This is a genomic window from Sphingomonas sp. BRN-1R (assembly GCF_057748035.1).
Map to the genome: position 1 here is coordinate 2,061,182 of NZ_CM173236.1, position 17,353 is coordinate 2,078,534.

The 17,353-nt window shown below is 68.1% G+C and carries 18 protein-coding genes; 9 read left to right on the top strand and 9 right to left on the bottom strand.

Features of this window, described 5'->3' with window-relative positions; genetic code table 11:
* Positions 1-19 precede the first annotated feature (19 nt).
* Positions 20-1,291 carry a serine--tRNA ligase gene (serS, locus tag AC3ANX_RS09520; RefSeq protein WP_488336756.1) on the bottom strand — a complete coding sequence of 424 codons (1,272 nt, stop codon included), beginning with the start codon at positions 1,289-1,291 and terminating at the stop codon, positions 20-22.
* 89 nt (positions 1,292-1,380) lie between these two features.
* Here serS and AC3ANX_RS09525 point away from each other — a divergent pair, with 89 nt between their 5' ends.
* From AC3ANX_RS09525 to AC3ANX_RS09540, 4 genes are all read left to right on the top strand, one after another.
* The gene (locus tag AC3ANX_RS09525; RefSeq protein ID WP_488336757.1) at positions 1,381-1,821 is read left to right on the top strand and encodes a host attachment family protein; all 441 of its coding nucleotides are present in this window, start codon (positions 1,381-1,383) and stop codon (positions 1,819-1,821) included.
* A gap of 333 nt (positions 1,822-2,154) precedes the next feature.
* Positions 2,155-2,718: a hypothetical protein gene (locus AC3ANX_RS09530; RefSeq protein ID WP_488336758.1), complete on the top strand. Its 564-nt coding sequence runs from the start codon at positions 2,155-2,157 to the stop codon at positions 2,716-2,718.
* Positions 2,719-3,356: 638 nt separating this feature from the next.
* Positions 3,357-3,722, top strand: a complete 366-nt coding sequence (gene dksA, locus AC3ANX_RS09535; protein WP_488336759.1) for an RNA polymerase-binding protein DksA — start codon at positions 3,357-3,359, stop codon at positions 3,720-3,722.
* A gap of 80 nt (positions 3,723-3,802) precedes the next feature.
* On the top strand, positions 3,803-4,177 hold the full coding sequence (locus tag AC3ANX_RS09540) for a PilZ domain-containing protein (protein WP_488336760.1): 375 nt from the start codon (positions 3,803-3,805) through the stop codon (positions 4,175-4,177).
* 49 nt (positions 4,178-4,226) lie between these two features.
* Here the strand turns inward: AC3ANX_RS09540 and AC3ANX_RS09545 are convergent, their stop codons facing one another.
* Entirely contained in the window at positions 4,227-4,382 is a 156-nt protein-coding gene (locus AC3ANX_RS09545) for a YdcH family protein (protein ID WP_488336761.1), read from the bottom strand.
* Between the two features lie 177 nt (positions 4,383-4,559).
* Here AC3ANX_RS09545 and AC3ANX_RS09550 point away from each other — a divergent pair, with 177 nt between their 5' ends.
* Together AC3ANX_RS09550 and AC3ANX_RS09555 are read left to right on the top strand one after the other, a co-directional pair.
* Positions 4,560-4,757, top strand: coding sequence for a YdcH family protein (locus AC3ANX_RS09550; RefSeq protein ID WP_488336762.1), 198 nt, complete (start codon positions 4,560-4,562; stop codon positions 4,755-4,757).
* Positions 4,758-4,848: 91 nt separating this feature from the next.
* Positions 4,849-5,310 carry a DUF1465 family protein gene (locus AC3ANX_RS09555; protein ID WP_488336763.1) on the top strand — a complete coding sequence of 154 codons (462 nt, stop codon included), beginning with the start codon at positions 4,849-4,851 and terminating at the stop codon, positions 5,308-5,310.
* Here the strand turns inward: AC3ANX_RS09555 and AC3ANX_RS09560 are convergent.
* The 5 genes from AC3ANX_RS09560 to AC3ANX_RS09580 form a co-directional block, all read right to left on the bottom strand.
* The gene (locus AC3ANX_RS09560; RefSeq protein WP_488336764.1) at positions 5,307-7,097 is read right to left on the bottom strand and encodes a glycoside hydrolase family 15 protein; all 1,791 of its coding nucleotides are present in this window, start codon (positions 7,095-7,097) and stop codon (positions 5,307-5,309) included. The genes AC3ANX_RS09555 and AC3ANX_RS09560 overlap by 4 nt on opposite strands.
* 99 nt (positions 7,098-7,196) lie before the next feature.
* A complete protein-coding gene (locus AC3ANX_RS09565; protein ID WP_488336765.1) occupies positions 7,197-8,090 on the bottom strand; it encodes an SDR family oxidoreductase in 894 nt (297 codons plus the stop codon).
* Positions 8,091-8,180: 90 nt separating this feature from the next.
* The gene (locus AC3ANX_RS09570; RefSeq protein ID WP_488336766.1) at positions 8,181-9,218 is read right to left on the bottom strand and encodes an ATP-dependent DNA ligase; all 1,038 of its coding nucleotides are present in this window, start codon (positions 9,216-9,218) and stop codon (positions 8,181-8,183) included.
* A 74-nt stretch (positions 9,219-9,292) separates the two neighbouring features.
* Positions 9,293-10,327: an extracellular catalytic domain type 1 short-chain-length polyhydroxyalkanoate depolymerase gene (locus tag AC3ANX_RS09575; RefSeq protein ID WP_488336767.1), complete on the bottom strand. Its 1,035-nt coding sequence runs from the start codon at positions 10,325-10,327 to the stop codon at positions 9,293-9,295.
* A 14-nt stretch (positions 10,328-10,341) separates the two neighbouring features.
* Positions 10,342-10,755 carry a hypothetical protein gene (locus tag AC3ANX_RS09580; RefSeq protein ID WP_488336768.1) on the bottom strand — a complete coding sequence of 138 codons (414 nt, stop codon included), beginning with the start codon at positions 10,753-10,755 and terminating at the stop codon, positions 10,342-10,344.
* A 134-nt stretch (positions 10,756-10,889) separates the two neighbouring features.
* Here AC3ANX_RS09580 and AC3ANX_RS09585 point away from each other — a divergent pair, with 134 nt between their 5' ends.
* A complete protein-coding gene (locus AC3ANX_RS09585) occupies positions 10,890-11,156 on the top strand; it encodes a hypothetical protein (protein WP_488336769.1) in 267 nt (88 codons plus the stop codon).
* Between the two features lie 45 nt (positions 11,157-11,201).
* On the opposite strand, the gene AC3ANX_RS09590 is transcribed toward AC3ANX_RS09585, so the two are convergent.
* The gene (locus tag AC3ANX_RS09590; protein ID WP_488336770.1) at positions 11,202-14,318 is read right to left on the bottom strand and encodes a TRCF domain-containing protein; all 3,117 of its coding nucleotides are present in this window, start codon (positions 14,316-14,318) and stop codon (positions 11,202-11,204) included.
* A 360-nt stretch (positions 14,319-14,678) separates the two neighbouring features.
* On the opposite strand from AC3ANX_RS09590, the gene AC3ANX_RS09595 reads away from it, so the two are divergent.
* A complete protein-coding gene (locus AC3ANX_RS09595; RefSeq protein WP_488336771.1) occupies positions 14,679-15,089 on the top strand; it encodes a DUF2844 domain-containing protein in 411 nt (136 codons plus the stop codon).
* Positions 15,086-16,423, top strand: coding sequence for a DUF3443 family protein (locus AC3ANX_RS09600; RefSeq protein WP_488336772.1), 1,338 nt, complete (start codon positions 15,086-15,088; stop codon positions 16,421-16,423). Before AC3ANX_RS09595 ends, AC3ANX_RS09600 begins: the two co-directional genes overlap by 4 nt.
* Here AC3ANX_RS09600 and AC3ANX_RS09605 read toward each other — a convergent pair.
* The gene (locus AC3ANX_RS09605; protein ID WP_488336773.1) at positions 16,420-17,310 is read right to left on the bottom strand and encodes a type 1 glutamine amidotransferase; all 891 of its coding nucleotides are present in this window, start codon (positions 17,308-17,310) and stop codon (positions 16,420-16,422) included. The two genes, AC3ANX_RS09600 and AC3ANX_RS09605, sit on opposite strands and share 4 nt — an antisense overlap.
* Positions 17,311-17,353: the final 43 nt, after the last annotated feature.

The window sequence follows — 17,353 nt, forward strand, 5'->3', positions numbered from 1 at the left end:
CTCGCCGTACCGGGCGAGGTCACTTCGGCTCCAGCCGGTCGAGGCCCTTGAGATACGGCTTCAGAACCTCCGGCACCGCGACCGAACCGTCCTCCTGCTGATAATTCTCCAGCACCGCGACCAGCGTGCGGCCGACCGCCAGCCCGGAGCCGTTGAGCGTGTGCACGAAACGCGTGCCCTTCTCGTCGGCGGGCCGATAGCGCGCGTTCATGCGACGTGCCTGGAAATCGGCGCAGGTCGAGCAGCTTGAGATCTCGCGGTAGCGCGATTGCCCCGGCAACCACACTTCAAGGTCGAACGTCCGCGCGGCGGTGAAGCCCATGTCGCCGGTGCACAATTTCATGCGGCGGAACGACAGACCGAGCGCGGTGAGAATGCCCTCGGCGCAGGCGGTCATCCGCTCATGCTCGTCTTCGGATTTCTCCGGCGCGACGATCGAGACCATCTCGACCTTCTCGAACTGGTGCTGGCGGATGAAACCACGCGTGTCGCGACCGGCCGCACCCGCCTCGGAGCGGAAGCACGCGGTCAGCGCGGTGAAGCGCAACGGCAACTCGGCTTCGGCGAGGATCTTATTGGCGACGATGTTGGTGAGGCTCACCTCGGCGGTCGGGATCAGCCAGCGGCCGTCGGTGGTCCTGAACAGATCCTCGGCGAACTTCGGCAACTGGCCCGTGCCGAACAGCGCTTCGTCGCGCACCATCAGCGGTGGCGCGACTTCCTCATAGCCATGCTCGCCCGCCAGCGTGTCGAGCATGAACTGGCCGAGCGCGCGATGTAGCCGCGCCGCCGCGCCGCGCACCAGCGTGAAGCGTGCGCCGGACATCGCCGCGCCGGTTTCGAAATCCAGCCCCAGCGCGGGGCCGATCGCGTCATGCTCCTTGGGCGTGAACGCGAACTCCGGCTGGACGCCGTGCGTCGCGACCAGCGCATTGTCGTCCTCGTCGCGGCCGAACGGCACGTCGGCGAGCGGCAGGTTGGGAATTGCGGCAAGTGTGGCGGTGAGCACTTCGTTCGCGGTTTTCTCCTCAGCCGCGATCGCCGGCATCCGCTCCTTCAGCGCGGCAACCTCGGCGAGCAGATCAGTCGGGTCGTCGCGCCGCGCTTTCGCCGCGCCGATCGCCTTGGACGCTTCGTTGCGGCGCGCCTGCACCGTTTGCGCTTCGGTGATGAGCGCGCGGCGCTTCTCGTCGAGCGCGAGCAGGTCGGCCGATGCCGGCGGCAGGCCGCGGCGGGCGAGGGCGGCGTCGAAGGCGGCGGGATCGTCGCGGATCAGGCGAATGTCGTGCATAAGCGGCAGGCTATGGCGAGCCGCTGATCCGCGCGCAACCCACCGCGCGCCGCATGCGTTGACCATCCCTAACCAGACGGAGAGCGACCATGCATATCCCCCATGATGCCGCGGTACTCGTGCTCGACGGGCGCAAGCTGCTGTGGCTGCGCAACGAGGGCGACGACGCGTACCCCAATCTCGTCGTGGAACAGGCGCGCGAACAGGCGGATGCAAGCGATCAGGATCAGAAGACCGGCCCCGCCGGCAAGGCGCCGAGCGGCCCGATGGCCGGGCAGGCCACAATGGACGAGCCCGATTTTCACAAGCAGGCGGAGGAACGCTTCGCCGCCGACGCTGCGTTGATGCTGCGTGACAAGGCGCTCTCCAACGACTTCGAATCGCTCATCATCGTCGCGCCGCCGCGCACGCTCGGCGCGTTGCGGCCGCACTATCATGCGGAAGTGACGTCGCGGCTGAAGGGTGAGATCGGCAAGGATCTGACCGGCCACCCGATCCCGGACATCGAGGCGGCGATCAAGGCCGCCTGAACCTACGACGACGGAAACGCCCGCCGCGATGCCGATCGCGGCGGGCTTTTTCGATTGTTTGTACCGGATCAGGCTTCGGTGGCAGGCTTCTTGGCGAAGCGCTTGCGCGCGACCAGCGCCGCCGCCGCCGCGCCGAACAGCAGCACCATCGGCGGGGCGGGCACCGGGGCAGGGTGACCGCCGTGATCGCCGCCACCGCCGTGCCAGCCGCCACCACCGTGACCGCCCCAGCCGCCATGCCCGCCGTTGCTCGATGGGAAGCCGTGGCTGCTGGACGCATAGCTGCTCGACCCGCTCGAAGCACTCGATGTCGAGGTCGACCCGGATGTCGAGGTGGAACCCGAGGTCGAGGTCGACGTGGAGCCCGAGGTCGACGACGACGATCCGCCGGTGCTGGTCGAGGTCGAGGAGCCGCCCGTGCTGGTCGATGTGGACGAGCCGCCGGTCGACGTGGACGAACCGCCCGTCGAGGTGGAGGAACCACCGGTCGACGTCGAGGAACCGCCGGTCGATGTGGAAGATCCACCCGTCGAAGATCCGCCGGTCGAGGTCGACGAGCCGCCCGTGGACGAGCCGCCGGTCGAAGATCCGCCCGTGGAGGTCGAGCCGCCACTGGTCGAGGTCGACCCGCCGCTCGACGTCGAGGAGATCACGATCGCGCCGCCCGAGCTGCCGCCACCGCCGCCGAAGAAACCGCCGCCCGAAAAGCCGCCGCCAAAGCCGCCGAAGCCGCCGCCGATCACGGCCAGTCCGCCGCTGCCACCGCCGCCGCCCATCGCCGGCACGTCGGCCGGAGGCAGCGGGATCGGTGCGCCCTGGCTCGTCATGGTGACGACGGCCGGCGGGCAGACGGCACGGGTCTGCGTCACGATGCGGCGAACCCGGCCGGCGGGATGAGTCACTGTCCGACGGACGACGCGCTTCGTCTTCTGAACATAAGCGTGCCGCGTCTTCGATGCTTCGGCGACGTGAACGGCACCTCCGCCGACGATCGCGCCGCCACATGCGCAGGCACACAGTTTAGCCAAGGCCATCCGCACCGACATGATCTAGCTCTTTCGTTGCCGACAGGTTCAGCTGCCGGATCTGTACAATACCGCGGGTCAGCCGCTCTTTGCTCAAAGTGCCGAACAAACAGTTAAGTTCAAGCGCGTTAACCCAGTTACTGCGGCATAACGGCAGATTCCACAGCGTTCGGGGCCGCGAAATATGGTTAACGTATCGGGACGGTACAGCTTGATGGTAAATTGACCGGTTGCGCGCCGGTTGAGTTAACGGCGGAGGCCGGTGTATTTCTCGCACCGTCGCATGCACGGCACGCCTGGGGTTGCTTGTGGTGTGCGGAAGGCATGGCTATAGGCCCGCCATCACGGGATAGGCCGGGCGTAAACGAGAGCGCTAGACGCGCCGCACGACTGGCAGCGATTGGATGGCGACTGGTCTTGAATCGAGTAGATGAAACCGCGAAGTTCGAAGCTCCTCCAGCGAGCGTTGGTGACGGTGACGGCTATCGGCCGAGCGCCGACGAGCCCTTCATGAACCCTCGCCAGCAGGCCTATTTCCGGGACAAGCTGCTGGCGTGGAAGGAGGCGATCCTGCGCGAATCGGCGGGCACGCTCTCGCAGCTTCAGATCGATTCGCTGCGCGAGGCGGATCTGACCGACCGTGCATCGAGCGAGACCGACTGGTCGATCGAGCTGCGCACGCGCGACCGGCAGCGCAAGCTGATCTCCAAGATCGATGCGGCCCTGCGCCGGATCGAGGAAGGCGAATATGGCTATTGCGAAGTGTCGGGCGAACCGATCTCGCTCGGCCGGCTCGAGGCTCGGCCGATCGCGACCATGACGGTCGAGGCGCAGGAACGCCACGAGCGCCACGAGAAAGTGTCGCGCGAGGATTGAAGATCGGCTTAAGCAATTAAGCAGTTCGATACCATTACGCCGCTATCGCGAGCGCCGGGCATTCCTTTTCGGCGACAGCGATGGACCAGTTCTCCAACGATCCCCTACGCAGCGCAGCGGACGACAGCGATGCGTCCGATCGCGAGACTGCGCGCGACAGCCTTTTCCTCATGTCCGAACTGCGCGTCGGTACGACCGTGACGACGGTGCGCGTGCGCAATCTGTCGGCGGGTGGCATGATGGCGGAGTATCGGCAGGGACTGGAGGAAGATACCGCGGTCGAATGCGATCTGCGGGGTGTCGGGATCGTGCAGGGTCGCGTCGCCTGGTCGGCGGCGGGGCGGGTCGGCATCGCCTTCGACCGCCAGATCGATCCGCTGCTCGCGCGCAAGCCGGTCGGAACCGGTGCGAAACCGAAAGTCGTGACGCCGGCCAAATACACGCCGCGCGGTTAGCCCAAGGACAATCGCCCGGACAGCGGATGCTGCCCGGGCGCGCCAAACGCTAAAGAATCGTCATCTCTTCCTTAACGCGAAGCTTTTGCTTCTTGAGCGCGGCCAACAATGCGCTATCAGGCGCGGGCCGATGCGACTCGGCGTTGATCTTCTCTTCGAGGACGGCGTGCTTGGCCTCAAGGGCCGTGTAGTGCGCGTGCTGCATTGAGAATGTTTCCTTTCCCATTTGTGGCGGGGAAGCCAACAAAGCACGACGCCATGAAAAAGTCTGCACCCAGCCGTACCTGATTCGACGCGTTGAGCGATAATTCGCGACGACCGGTGTTTTGCCGCTCGCGTCGTCCCCGCAATTTGCTAGACCAAGCGGATTAGCGGGGGACGGATGGACGGAGCGCAGATCGCCAAGCGGCTGGAAATGCTGAAGATCGAGCATCGCGATCTCGACGCCGCGATCTTCGCGCTCGTCAGTGCGGGCACGCCCGATCAGATGCAGCTCGCGCGCCTCAAGAAACGCAAACTGCGGCTGCGTGACGAGATCGCGATGCTCGAGGATCAACTGATCCCCGATATCATCGCATGAGCGGCAAAGCGATCCGCTTTGGGACGGTTGCGCGCGGGCGGGCGGGGCGAATCCGATTCTCGCTGGCGGCGGCGTGTGTCATGATATTGCCATGAGGGGAATGCCGACCGAATCGCGGATTCACCGCCGCCTGATCGACGTTCTGTACGTCGATGCGATGGTGTTGGCGGACGAGGCGCGCAGCTATTTCGACGAAGGCGGCCGCGCCGACCGCGAGTCGCTGCCGCCGCTCGCGCGGGTGGCGTTCAGTTGCGAATCGCTGAAAGTGACGACGCGGCTCATGCATGTCATCGCTTGGCTGCTCACCCAGCGTGCGGTCGGGGCGGGCGAGATGGCGCCGCGCGATGCGCTCGATCCCTCACGACGGCTCGGGCCAGCACCGATCAGCGAGGCCACGGCCGTGGCCGATCTGCCGCTGCGCGCACAGACGCTGATCGCGTCGAGCGCCGAACTGTACCGCCGCGTCGGTTTGCTCGACGAGGCGCAAGCAGGCGGACCGGTGGCGCAAAGCCCGGCGCGGTCGATGCTCGAACGGCTGGCGATGGCCTTCTAAAGCTCAGCAGCACGCGCGGTCTCGTCGTTGAGCGTTGCGATCGCGTCGATGATCGCGAGGTGGGTCAGCCCTTGCGGCAGGTTGCCGAGGTACGCGCCGCTGTCCGCGTCGATCATCTCGGGATAGGTGCCGCAGCCGTTGGCGTCGAGCGCGGTCAGCGCGCGTGCGAGCATTTCCGCTGCCCGGTCGTGCTGGCCCAGCGTCGCGCGCGCCTCCGCCATCCAGAAGGTGCAGGCGAGGAAACAGCCCTCCTGTTCGGCTGCGCCCGAAAAACGGTAGTGGAATGCGCCATGGCCAAGCTCCGCGTCGATCGCGTCGAGCGTCCGCAGCAGCCGGTCGGCGCCGTCGAAGCGGAAGCGTGCGGCGAGCGCGATGCTCGCGTCGAGCCGATCGCTGCCCGGGTGGAGCAGGTACGCGCCGCGTGCCTCGCACCAGCCATGTTCGCCGATCCATGCGGCGATCCGGTCGCGCTCGCGCAGCCAGCGTTCGCGGCAGGTGGTGGGTAATTGCCCCGCATCGACCAGTTCCACCGCGCGCTGCAACGCCTGCCAGCAACTGATCTTGGACATGGTATAATGCTGCGGATCGGGCAGTTCCCAGATGCCGGCGTCGCGCAACCGCCAGCGATCGGCGCATTCGTCGGCAAGGTGCGACAGCGTTTCCGCGCTGACCGGATCGAGCAGATGGCCCGCAGCGACGAAGCAGCCCGCCGTCTCGAAAATGTCGCCATAAATGCCGTGCTGGTGTTGCGCGCCCGCCAGATTGCCGATCACCACCGGGGCCGAGCCGCGATAACCGGGCAGGTCGACCCGCTCGGGCGCGGGCACCGGCTCACCGTCCAGCGTGTAGCACACGCGCGGCACGCCGCTGCCGAGCCGGTGGAGCAGCCACGTCAACCCGGCCTTTGCCTCAGGAAACGCGCCGATGCGCAGGAACGCCTTGATCGAATACCCTGCATCGCGGATCCAGGCGTAGCGATAATCCCAGTTCTTGATGCCGCCGATCCGTTCGGGCAGGCTGCTGGTGGCCGCCGCCGCGATCGCGCCGGTCGGCGAATAGAGCAGCAGCTTGAGCGCGAGCGCGCTGCGCACCACGGTGTCGCGGCCAGCGTCGTCGAGCGTGAGCAGCGACGCCCAGTCGCGCCACGCCGCGTCGGAGGTGTCGATCCGCCGGTCGATATCGGCGATTGCCGGAACCACCAGCGGCTCGTCCTCGCCCGCGACGATCGCAACCGTGGCGCGCTCGCCCGCGCGCAGCGTCACGGTGGCGAGGATCGCCTCGTCACCGGCCTGCTCGATCTTCACGGTGTCGGAATGCAGCAGCAACCCCATCACGCCGCCGACGCGAAACACGTCATGCGGCCCAAGCTGCATCAGATAGGGGCTCGCCGTATCCGCGCGCCGGCCGAGCCGAAGCTCGATGCGGAACGCGACCTCACCCTCCAGCCCCTCGATCCGCCGCGCCAGTTCCGCCCAGGGCAACCGACCGGCGGCGCTGCTGTTGAGTGATTCGGTCAGCCGCGCGCGGCCGCCGGCGACCGTGAACACCGTCTCCAGCACGTTGCTGTCCTGCCGGTATTGCCGCTCGACCGTGAAGGGAAGGACTGGCGCGACGATGAAGCGGCCGCCATCCTCGGCGGAGAGGATGCGATCGAACAACGGCGCCGTATCCATGTTCGGCACGCACCACCAGTCGATCGAACCATCCGCGCCGCTCAGCGCGACCGCGCGCCCATCGCCGAGCGCGCCATATTCTTCGAGCGGGAGATAACCGTCGGTATCACGCAAGGCGCTGCATCGCTGCCGCGGAGATGAAGTCAAAAATCGTCCTGTCAGCGGGCGGGAGAGGGGACGACGGCGCGCGGGGTGCGCGCCGTCGCAAGGGAATCAGGCGATGCCGGCGCCGCCGGTCACGCCATAGACCTCGCCGTTGATGAAGCTGCCTTCCTGGCTGGCGAGCAGCACATACACCGGCGCGATCTCGACCGGCTGGCCGGGGCGGCCATACTGGCTTTCGGAACCGAACTTCTCGACCGCCTCAGGCGGCTGCCCGCCCGACGATTGCAGCGCGGTCCAGAACGGCCCCGGCGCGACGACGTTGGCGCGGATGCCCTTTTCCAGCAACTGCTTGGCGAGCGCCTTGGTGTAGGCGACGATGCCGGCCTTGGTGGTGGCATAGTCGAGGAGGATCGCCGAGGGCTCATACGCCTGGATCGACGCGGTGGTGACGACCGCCGCGCCCGCCGGCAGATGCGGCACCGCGGCTTGCGCGATCCAGTGCATCGCATAGAGGTTGGTCTTCATGGTCGTGTCGAAGTCCTTCGACGTGACCTTGGAGATATCCTCCCGGTTCTGCTGGTGGCCGGCGTTGATGACGAGAATGTCGAGCCCGCCGAGCTTGTCGACCGCCTGCGCGACGAGATCGCGGCACCACGCCTCGTCGGTGACGTCGCCGGGCAGAGCGACGGCGGTGCGGCCCTCCGCCTCGATCAGCTTGACGACCTCGTCCGCATCGGGCTGTTCGGAGGGCAGATAGGCGATCGCCACGTCTGCGCCCTCGCGCGCATAGGCGATCGCGACCGCGCGGCCGATGCCGCTGTCGCCGCCGGTGACGAGCGCCTTGCGCCCTTTCAGCCTGCCCGAGCCGGTGTAGCTCGTCTCGCCATGGTCGGGCGTCGGCTCCATCTTGCTGGCGAGGCCGGGCACCGGCTGCGGCTGGCGCGGGAAGGGCGGCTGCGGATATTGCTGGCGGGGGTCCTGCATGGTCAGACGGTCGCTCATGGTAACTCCTTGATGAGACACGGCCTCAGCGGTTGAGCGCGGCTGCGGTTCCCGCGCCGCGCGCGTTTGACGACGCGCCGCGCGGGAATCCTACCGTCCGCTCGGGGCAAGATCGGCGAGCTCCGACGGGCGCAGCGCGAAGTCGAGTTGCTCCATCCGGCATTGCTCGGGAGCCTTGTCGGGCCGCCAGCGCAGCAGCGCGGTGCCGTGGCGGAAGCGTGCGCCGCTGACCTGATCGAAGCGGACTTCGACCACCAGTTGGGGGCGAAGCGGAAACCATGGGCTTTCCTTGCCGCGCGTCCAGCGGCTCGGCCCGCCCGGTGCCTTGCCGGTGAAGCCGGGCGGGGCGATCAGCGCCTCGAGCCGTTCGGTGAGCGCGAGCCGGTCTTCGTCGGCGAGCGCGGAGGTGAAGCCGACGTGGTTGAGCTTGCCGGCATCGTCATACAGGCCGAGCAGCAGCGACGCGACCCGTTCGCCCGTGCTATCGCGACGGAAGCCACCGACCACGCAATCCGCCGTGCGGTGCTGCTTGACCTTGAGCATGGCGCGCTCGTCCGGGCGGTACGGCTCGTCCAGCCGCTTGGCGATCACACCGTCAAGCGCGCCGCCGGTCTGTTCCAGCCACGCTTGCGCAGCCATGCGCGAGGTGGTCACGGGGCTGAGCAACAACGCCGGGGAGCCGTGCTCGGCATGAAATTGCGCCAGCGCGCGGCGGCGTTCGGCGAGGGGCCGGTCGATCAGCGCATCGCCATCGAGGGCGAGGCAGTCGAACAGCATGAGTTGCGCGGGCGTCTCGGTAGAGAGTTTACGGATGCGGCTCTCCGCCGGATGCAGCCGCGCCTGCAACGCATCGAAAGAGAGCGTGTCCTCCACCGGCAGGATCAGTTCGCCGTCGAGCACGAAGCGCTCCGCGGCGATGCCGGCGAGCAACGCCACGATCTCAGGGAAATAGCGGGCGAGCGACTTGCCCGACTTCGACAGGATGTCGATCGCGTCGCCATGGCGAGATGCGATCGCGCGAAAGCCGTCCCACTTGGGCTCGAACTGCCAGCCGGGTTCGTCCGGCAGAGATGCGACCAGCTTCGCCTCCATCGGCCGCGTCGCGGCGAGGGGATGCGATGCGGTCATCTGCGCGTGGCCTGCCTATGATCGGTCATCCATCGACAACCCGGCACACGCCGCCCGCGTTCCACCGATCGCGGCTAGACCGCGCGTTCGGCGAGGAAGAACCGCATCATCTCGCGTGACGCTTCGGGACCGCTCGGATCGGCATAGGAACCGGCCGGGTCGCCGCCCGACCAGGCGTGGCCGAAGCCCTGGATCGTCCATTGTTCGATCAGCACCGCACCGTTCGGCGCGACGCTGAGCTGGCGAGTGAAGGCGCGTCCCGACCTGCTCCGCCCGGTTTCGGCCCGCACCTCCAGCGGCACGCCCGCCGCCCTGGACGCGGATGCGACGATGTCGCGGCTGTTGACCGCGTTGACGGTGGCGTCGCGATCGCCGTGGAAGGTGATGACCGGCACGAACGTGGCCGTCCCATTCCCAGCGCCGCCACCGCGCTTCATCGCCGCGAGCGCGCTCGGCAGGTCGCGCGCGGCCCCGCACGCCAGCCCCGAGTGGATGCCGACTGCCGCATACAGCTCAGGGTAAGCCGCCGCCATGATCGCCGCCGCCGCTCCCCCGGCGGAAAGCCCGGCGACGAACACGCGCGCCGGGTCGATCGCATGTTCGGCGATGACGTGACGGGTGATTCCGGCGATCATCGCGGGCTCGCCTGCGTCGCGACGCTGGTCGCCGGGGTTGAACCAGTTCCAGCATTTCTGCGGGTTGGCCTGCTGGCTCTGCTGCGGATAAACGACGAGGAAGCCAAGTTCGTCGGCGAGCCGGTTCATACCGGTGCCGCGCGCGAAATCCTCGGGCGACTGCGTGCAGCCGTGCAGCATTACCACCAGCGGCATGCCCGCGCGTGCCTGCTCCGGGCGATACAGCCGGTAGCGCATCGTGCCCGTGCCGCCGCGGTAGCTGTGCTCCTGGAACCGGGGTGAGGGGGCGGATGGGGCCGGCTGACCAGCGCCGAACGAGACGCTTTGCGGGCTGAGATCGATTACCGGCCGCGCCGCCGCATCGGGCATTGTGGCGCCCGCGCCGAACCCGCCGCGCAGCATCGCCGTCGCCTCAAGCACCTTGCCTGAGCGGGTGAGTCGCAGCGCCTCCGCCATCGTCGCCTGTGGTGTCATCTTGCTATCCTTCATCATCGAATACGATCGGCGAGCGCGGCCTTCACCGCCGCGCCGGCGTGGAGCGTGCCGAGCACGGTGAGCGAGGCGATCGCGGCGCGGGCGAGGTCTGGCGTGACGTCTGGCGCGATCGTCGCCAGCCCGAGAACGCGAATGTCGAGCGCTTCGTCCGCGTCGCGCACCGCTTCGAGCTGCTGGCGCGAGAAATGGCTGATGCCGAGATCGAGCTGTTTGCGCACGACCGATTTGGCGGTCGCATCACGATGTCGCTCGAGCTGGTTGCGGATCGCGGTGCGGATGAAGTCGGTGCGGTTCGAATAGAAGCCGTCGCGCACGAGCAGATCGACATGGCCGAGATCGACATAGCCGAGGTTGATCGTGATTTTCTCGCTATCGCCCTTCGGTTTCAGGTCCCGATCTTCCGTCACCACAACTTCCTTACCATCCACATGGATGGTATATGGATGCCGCTCCCGCGTTTACAAGCGCGGTCGGCCGATCTGCCTGAGGAGCGATCCCGCCCGGCCAGCGTTATCGGCTTTCGCAAACCCAAGGAGTTACGATGTCACACGAGCCGCCTGTTCCCGCCGCCAATCGTTCGCCTTATCCGATCGTGGAACCGCCGCACGTCGCCAAGCCGCAACTGCCCGCCATCGCCAAGCAGACTGCGCCGGCAGCAACGGGCGGTGCCACGATCCTCCGCCTCGGCGCTGCGGTGGCGCTTGGCATCGGCGCGACGTTCGCCGCCCTGCTGTTCGCACGCCGCAGTCCCGCACCCGCCAAGCCGAGGCGCGAGAAGAAGCGCGGCATGCACGCCAAGGCCAAGTGAGATCCGGCTGGCGATCCCACACGGGCATCGCCAGCCGCCAACACATCAGCCGGCGAGATCGTCGAGCAGCGCCTGCACGACCTGACTGCGTGTGGCCTCGTCGGTTGCTTCGTGCAGCAGCAACCGGCCGTTCTTTTCCTCCAGCCCCCGCGCGGCGGCATCGGCGGTGAAGTCGCGACGCGGCGTCAGCGCGATCGCGGCCGCACCCGCGTCGATCCGCGCGATGTTCAGCCGGTGCGCGGCCATGCGGATGCGGGCATGTTCGATCAGCCGCTCGGCAGGGTCGGGCAGCGGGCCGAAGCGATCGAGCAACTCCTCCTCGAATGCGTCCAGCGCAGTCTCGTCCTCGATCCGCGCCAGCCGCATATAGAGCGACAGCCGCACGTCCGCTTCCGGGATCCAGTCTTCCGGCAGCGCGCCGCCAGACCCGAGATGCAACTCGGGCGACCAGCGCTCTACCGTCTCACCCCGCGCAGCGCGCAGCGCGGCACCGACGAGATACTGATACAGATCGGTGCCGATCAGCTTCATGTGCCCCGCCTGATCGTCGCCGAGCAGATCGCCCGCGCCGCGCATGTCGAGATCCTGCGCGCTGATCTCGAATCCCGCGCCGAGCCGGTCGAACGTGGCGAGCGTGCGCAGCCGCTTCAGCGTGCGCGCGCCGATCTCCTCCTCCGCGCTGGTGAGCAGGATCACCTGTCCGCGCCGGTTGCCGCGCCCGACGCGGCCGCGCAACTGGTGAAGCTGCGCCAGCCCGAACCGATCGGCGCGCCACACGATCATCGTATTGGCGCGCGGCACGTCGAGCCCGGCCTCGATGATGTTGGTGGCGAGCAGGATGTCGCCCCGCCCTTCCGCGAAGCCGACCATCACCTCGTCGATCTCGGCCGCAGGCATCTTGCCGTGCGCTTCGACCAGCGCCAAGTCGGGAGCGATGCGGCGCAGCTTCTCCGCCACCTCCGCCATGTCCTCGATGCGCGGCACGACCACGAAGCTCTGCCCGCCACGCCCCTTCTCGCGCAGCAAGGCGGTGCGGATGCGGCCGTCGTCATACTGGTCAAGGCTGGTGCGGATCGGCTGGCGGCGTGCGGGCGGCGTCGTGATCGTGGACATCTGCTGTAGCCCGACCAGTGCCGCCTGCAAGGTGCGCGGGATCGGCGTCGCGCTCAGCGTGAGCAGGTGCGTTTCGCCCGACCCGCGCAGCCGCGCCTTGTCGGCGGCACCGAACCGCTGTTCCTCGTCGATCACGACAAGGCCGAGCTTCGCGTACTTGACGCCCTTCGCCATCACCGCGCCGGTGCCGATCACGATGTCCACCGATCCGTCGGCGAGCCCCGCTTTTACCGCCTTCTTCTCCGCCGCGCTCGACAGGCGCGACAGGCCTTCCACCGTAATGCCCGATGCCTCGAAGCGGCGGCGGAAGCTCTCGAGATGCTGGCGCACCAGGACCGTAGTCGGCGCGGCCACGACCACCTGATAGCCAGCAAGCGCGGCAAGCGCGGCGGCGCGGAGCGCGACCTCGGTCTTGCCGTAACCGACGTCGCCGACGACGAGCCGGTCCATCGGTTTGCCGCTGGCAAGGTCGCTTCGCACCGCGCCGATCGCCCGCGCCTGATCGGCGGTCTCGTTGAACGGGAAGCCGCTGACGAAGCGTTCGTAGGCAGCGGCATCGGGTTCGATGACGGGGGCGGAGAGCTTGGCGCGCGCTTCCGCCAGCGCGGTCAGCCCGCGTGCGCTCTCCGCGATGGCGGCATCGATCGCAGCGCGGCGCTTGGTCCAGGACGTGCCGTCCAGTTTGTCGAGCGTAACCGCATCGGCATCCGCGCCGTAGCGCCAGATCCGGTCGGCATCGTCGGTCGCGACCAGCCGCCGCGCGCCGCCGGCATATTCGAGCGCGATTCGTTCGCCGTCGGCGCCCTCCGCCTCCGGTACGGGTTCGAGCCCTGCGACGCGCGCCATGCCGTGATCCTCATGCACGACCACATCGCCGACGCGGACGTCGGCACCACCACCCGCCCATGCCGGCGCGGCGGCGGCGGGTGCGTCACCGATCGCCGCGCGGCTGCCGAGCAGATCCCCAGCCGCGATGAGCACGCGCGCGTCCTCCACGAAGCCGGTATCGACCGGCATCTCGATCGCCGCCGCCGTGCCGTTAAGCGTTTCCAGCTCAGCGTAACCGTCCGCCTCGCCAATCTCGATCTTGAGGCGCCGTGCCACCTTCGCGCGCAGAAAGCGCAGATCGCGGCGGCTGCCGGCGAGGATCAGCGTGCGTCCGTCGTCAAGCAACGGCTTGACGAAACGGGCCAGCGCAGCGAGCGGCGCGCGGTGTTCGGCGAAACGCGGCACCGGTTCGAACGTGTCGGCGATCGGCTCCACCCGCCACTCCTCGGTGGCGGCGCTCCAGCTTTCGTCGTCGGTCGCGTCGAGCACGCCGCCGGTGCGGCCCGCGCCGTCGGCGGCGAGTTGGAGAAAGCGGCGTCGGCGCGGATCGGCCTGTCCGGACAGCAGGAGAATGCCGGGCGCAAGATGCGCGAGGATCGGCACCGCCGTACCGATCGCCGGCTCGGCGGCGCGGCCGATTTCGAGATGATCGAGATCATCGACGCTGCGCTGCGTAGCGGTGTCGAACGAGCGGATCGCGACAATCGCGCCCTCGGCGATCTCGATGCGCGCAGGTCGGCCGGCGTCGGCAGGGTAGATGTCGATCACCTCGCCGCGAATCGCGATTTCTCCGGGCTCGTTGGCGCGATCGTCGGCAACATAGCCGAGCGCCTCGAGCTGCTGCGCGAAAGCGCCAATGTCGATCGGATCGCCGGGATGCAGGCTGGGCGGGGCGCCGTCGAACGCCTCGGGCGTCGGATAGCGCCGCGCCGCCGCTTCGCCGCTCAGCACCAGCGCAAGATGGTTCCGCTTGGCGTTCTGCTGTGCGGCGCGCAGGCCACGCAACGCGGCGACACGCCGCCCGGTGTTGGCGGGCGAGGGCGGCGCGACGTCACCGGGCAACGCGTCGCTCGAGGGCAGGAAAATGACGCGGCCGGCCGGCAGCAGCGCGTCCAGCGCGGCGGCAAGCGCTTCGGCTTGCTGCTCGTCATCGGCAAGCACGACGACATCCTGTTCGGCAAGGTCACGCGCGACGTGCAGCGCGACATGAGCGAGGTTCATGCTGGCACCCGCACGGAGACGGCGGTGATCGGGCGCTTCGCTGGCGAGGCGATCGGGTCGGCGTGGTAGATCAGGGTGCGTCCTTTCACGGGTGCGAAGCGCGGGTATGCGCGCCGGCAAGCCTCAACGCACCGCACCGCGATTTTGCGCCATCGCTCCGAACGGCACGACGCGCCGTCCTCCGGGATTCGGCGTAGTTGACCGGCCTCGTTCCGCCGATAGGATCGACGTTCGGGCTGAGGAGGGGAAACACTCTGCGGGCCGCAGTCCTCCGGTGAAAGCTCGCCCATCGTGTTGCCCGTGCCTTCCAGACAGCACCTCGCGGGTGCCGTTGCCCTCGTCCTGTCTTCGACTGTCGGTGTGGCTCACGCCGAACTCGGCGGCCCGATCTCCGGGGTGGAGGCCGACAACGCGCGCATGAAGACGCACATGGCTTCGCGCACGCTCGGCAATTATGCGCGGCACGACCTGACGCGCGATAATGGCGGGCTGATTCGCGAATATACCAATGCCAAGGGCGAGGTGTTCGCGGTGAGCTGGTCGGGGCCGGGCAAGCCCGATCTGCGCGTCCTGCTCGGCCGCTATTTCCCGACGGTTCAGCGCCATTCGATCGGGCGGGCGATGCACGGCTTCCGGCGCCCGCCGCAGATTGCCCAGAGCGATCTCCAGATGCAGGCGAGCGGGCATATGGGCTGGTTCCACGGCGTCGCGCTCGTCCCCTCGCTCGCGCCCGAAGGCTTTTCGGCCGAGACGCTGCCGGTGCAGCCATGAAGCGCCTGCGCCCGCTGATCGCGGTGTTCGCCGCGCTGTGCCTCACCGGCTGCGGGGGCGATTCCGGCGGCGGTCAGTCGCAGCTCGCCGCCGTGCCTGTGCCCACGCCCACGCCGACCTCGACCCCTACGCCCGCGTTTGTGCTCAACACCGCGACCGTCACGCTCGATGCCGGGCCGGCCGCGCTTCAGACCGGCACGGACGGCTATGACGCGTTCAACGAACCCTATGTCAGCGTGACGATCTGCGCGCCGGGATCGACCACCAACTGCCAGACGATCGATCATGTGATCCTCGATACGGGTTCGGTCGGCCTGCGTATCCTTCAGCCGGTGCTCAACCCCGCGCTGCTCGCCGCGCTGCCGCAGCAAAACGATGCCAGCGGCAATGCGGTGGGGGAATGCTATCAATACGTGAACTCCTACGCTTTCGGTTCGGTCAGGACCGGCGATTTCGCAATCGCGGGCGAACAGGTCGCGTCGATGCCGTTCCAGGTGATCGCTGACACCGGACGGTTCGCGACCGTGCCGGCGAGTTGCTCGGCAGGCGGCGGCGATCCGGTGACGTCTGTGCAGGATTTCGGCGCGAACGGCATCATCGGCGTCGGCACCACCACCACCGATTGCGGCAGCTATTGCACCACGGCGGGAGGATCGGCGGCGGCGATCTACTACGCCTGCCCGGCAAGCGGATGCGCCGCGACGATCACCCGCGCCTCCAACGCGGTCGCACCGTTCGAACAACTGCCCAACCCGGTCGCGGCGTTCGCCAGGGACAACAACGGCACGATCATCACTCTGCCCGCCGTGCCGAGCAGCGGCGTCGCCTCGCTCACCGGCAAGGTGACCTTCGGGATCGGCACGCAGGCGAACAACACGCTCACCGCCGCCACAGTGCTTCCGCTGACGACATCGGCCAGTCGTCTCGGGCCGGGGCTGCTGACCGCCACCTACAATGGCAAGGCGCTGACGCAGAGCTTCGTCGACAGCGGCAGCAACGAATATTTCTTCATCGACGCATCGCTCGCCGCCTGTAGCGAGAGTGGACTGATCGCCTTCTATTGTCCGGCGTCACCGGTCAGCCTGTCGCCGATGTTGACGGCCACCAACGGCGCGACCGGAACTGCGGCGTTCACGCTCTACAGCCCGCGCAATGTCGCCAATTCTGCGCACGTCGCGCCGGGGCTGGGCATCAACCCGACGCTCGTCAAACCGCCGCTGCCTTTGTCGAACAGCTTCGATTTCGGCATGCCGTTCTTCTTCGGCCGGACGATCTACACCGCGATCGAGGGCCGCACGGCGGGCAGCACGCCGGGGCCGTACATCGCCTATTAGGCGACCAGCGCAGGGCTGTCCTCGCTCCGGAACACGCGGTCCCGCTCGGCCATGGTGGGCGTGACGAGCAGATCGATGAAGTTGCGCAACTCGGTGCGGCGAAGCGCGGTGTCGGTGATCTCGCGATCGAGCCCGAGCTGCCACGCCAGATCGGGCCGCTCCGGCGCATCGGCGAGGCCGTCGACCAGCCCGGCGATCCGCTCCACGTCCGCCTCGCTGGTGGCCAGCGCATGCTCGATCAGGTCCGACGACTGGCGGCGCAGCGCGGCGGCGACTTCGCCGAGTGACAGTTCGGGATGATATTGCACGCCCCAGAACACCCCCCGGTCGAAACGGATCTCGACCGCCTGCACCTGGGTGACGGCATTGGTCGCGAGCAAAGTCGCGCAGTCGGGCAGGCTGGCGACCTCGTCGGTATGCACCGCCGGCGCATCGAACGCGAGCGGGCGGCCGCGGAGCAACGGATGCGCGCGCCCGGCGTCGGTCGGCACGATCCGCCGCGCGAAGCCCGCCTCGCGCCGCTCTCCCATCGCACGAACCTTACCGCCTGCCGCCATGACGGCGATCTGCAACCCCGCGCAGGAGCCGAACGACGGCGTGCCCGATGCGAACACCGCACGCATGAAGGCCAGCTCGCGCGCGACCTCGGGCGTGGGATCATAGACGTGGAGCGGCGAGCCGGTGAGGAACACCGCGTCATACCGGGCGAGCGCGTCGGCGGACGGCGGGGGGCCGTCGTCGTCGGCCGGCGTGATGCGCTCGCAACTTGCCCCCGGCGCAAGTTCGGCGAGCATGTCGACATAGGTCTCGCCCGAACTTCTGCCGACGCTGTCGCGCCGCTTCTCGCGTGCCTCGGGTGGTTCGCTTTCGGCAACGAGGAATCGCATTCACGGGTCCGATCGTGGGGGCAGGGCTGTTCCAACGACGCGG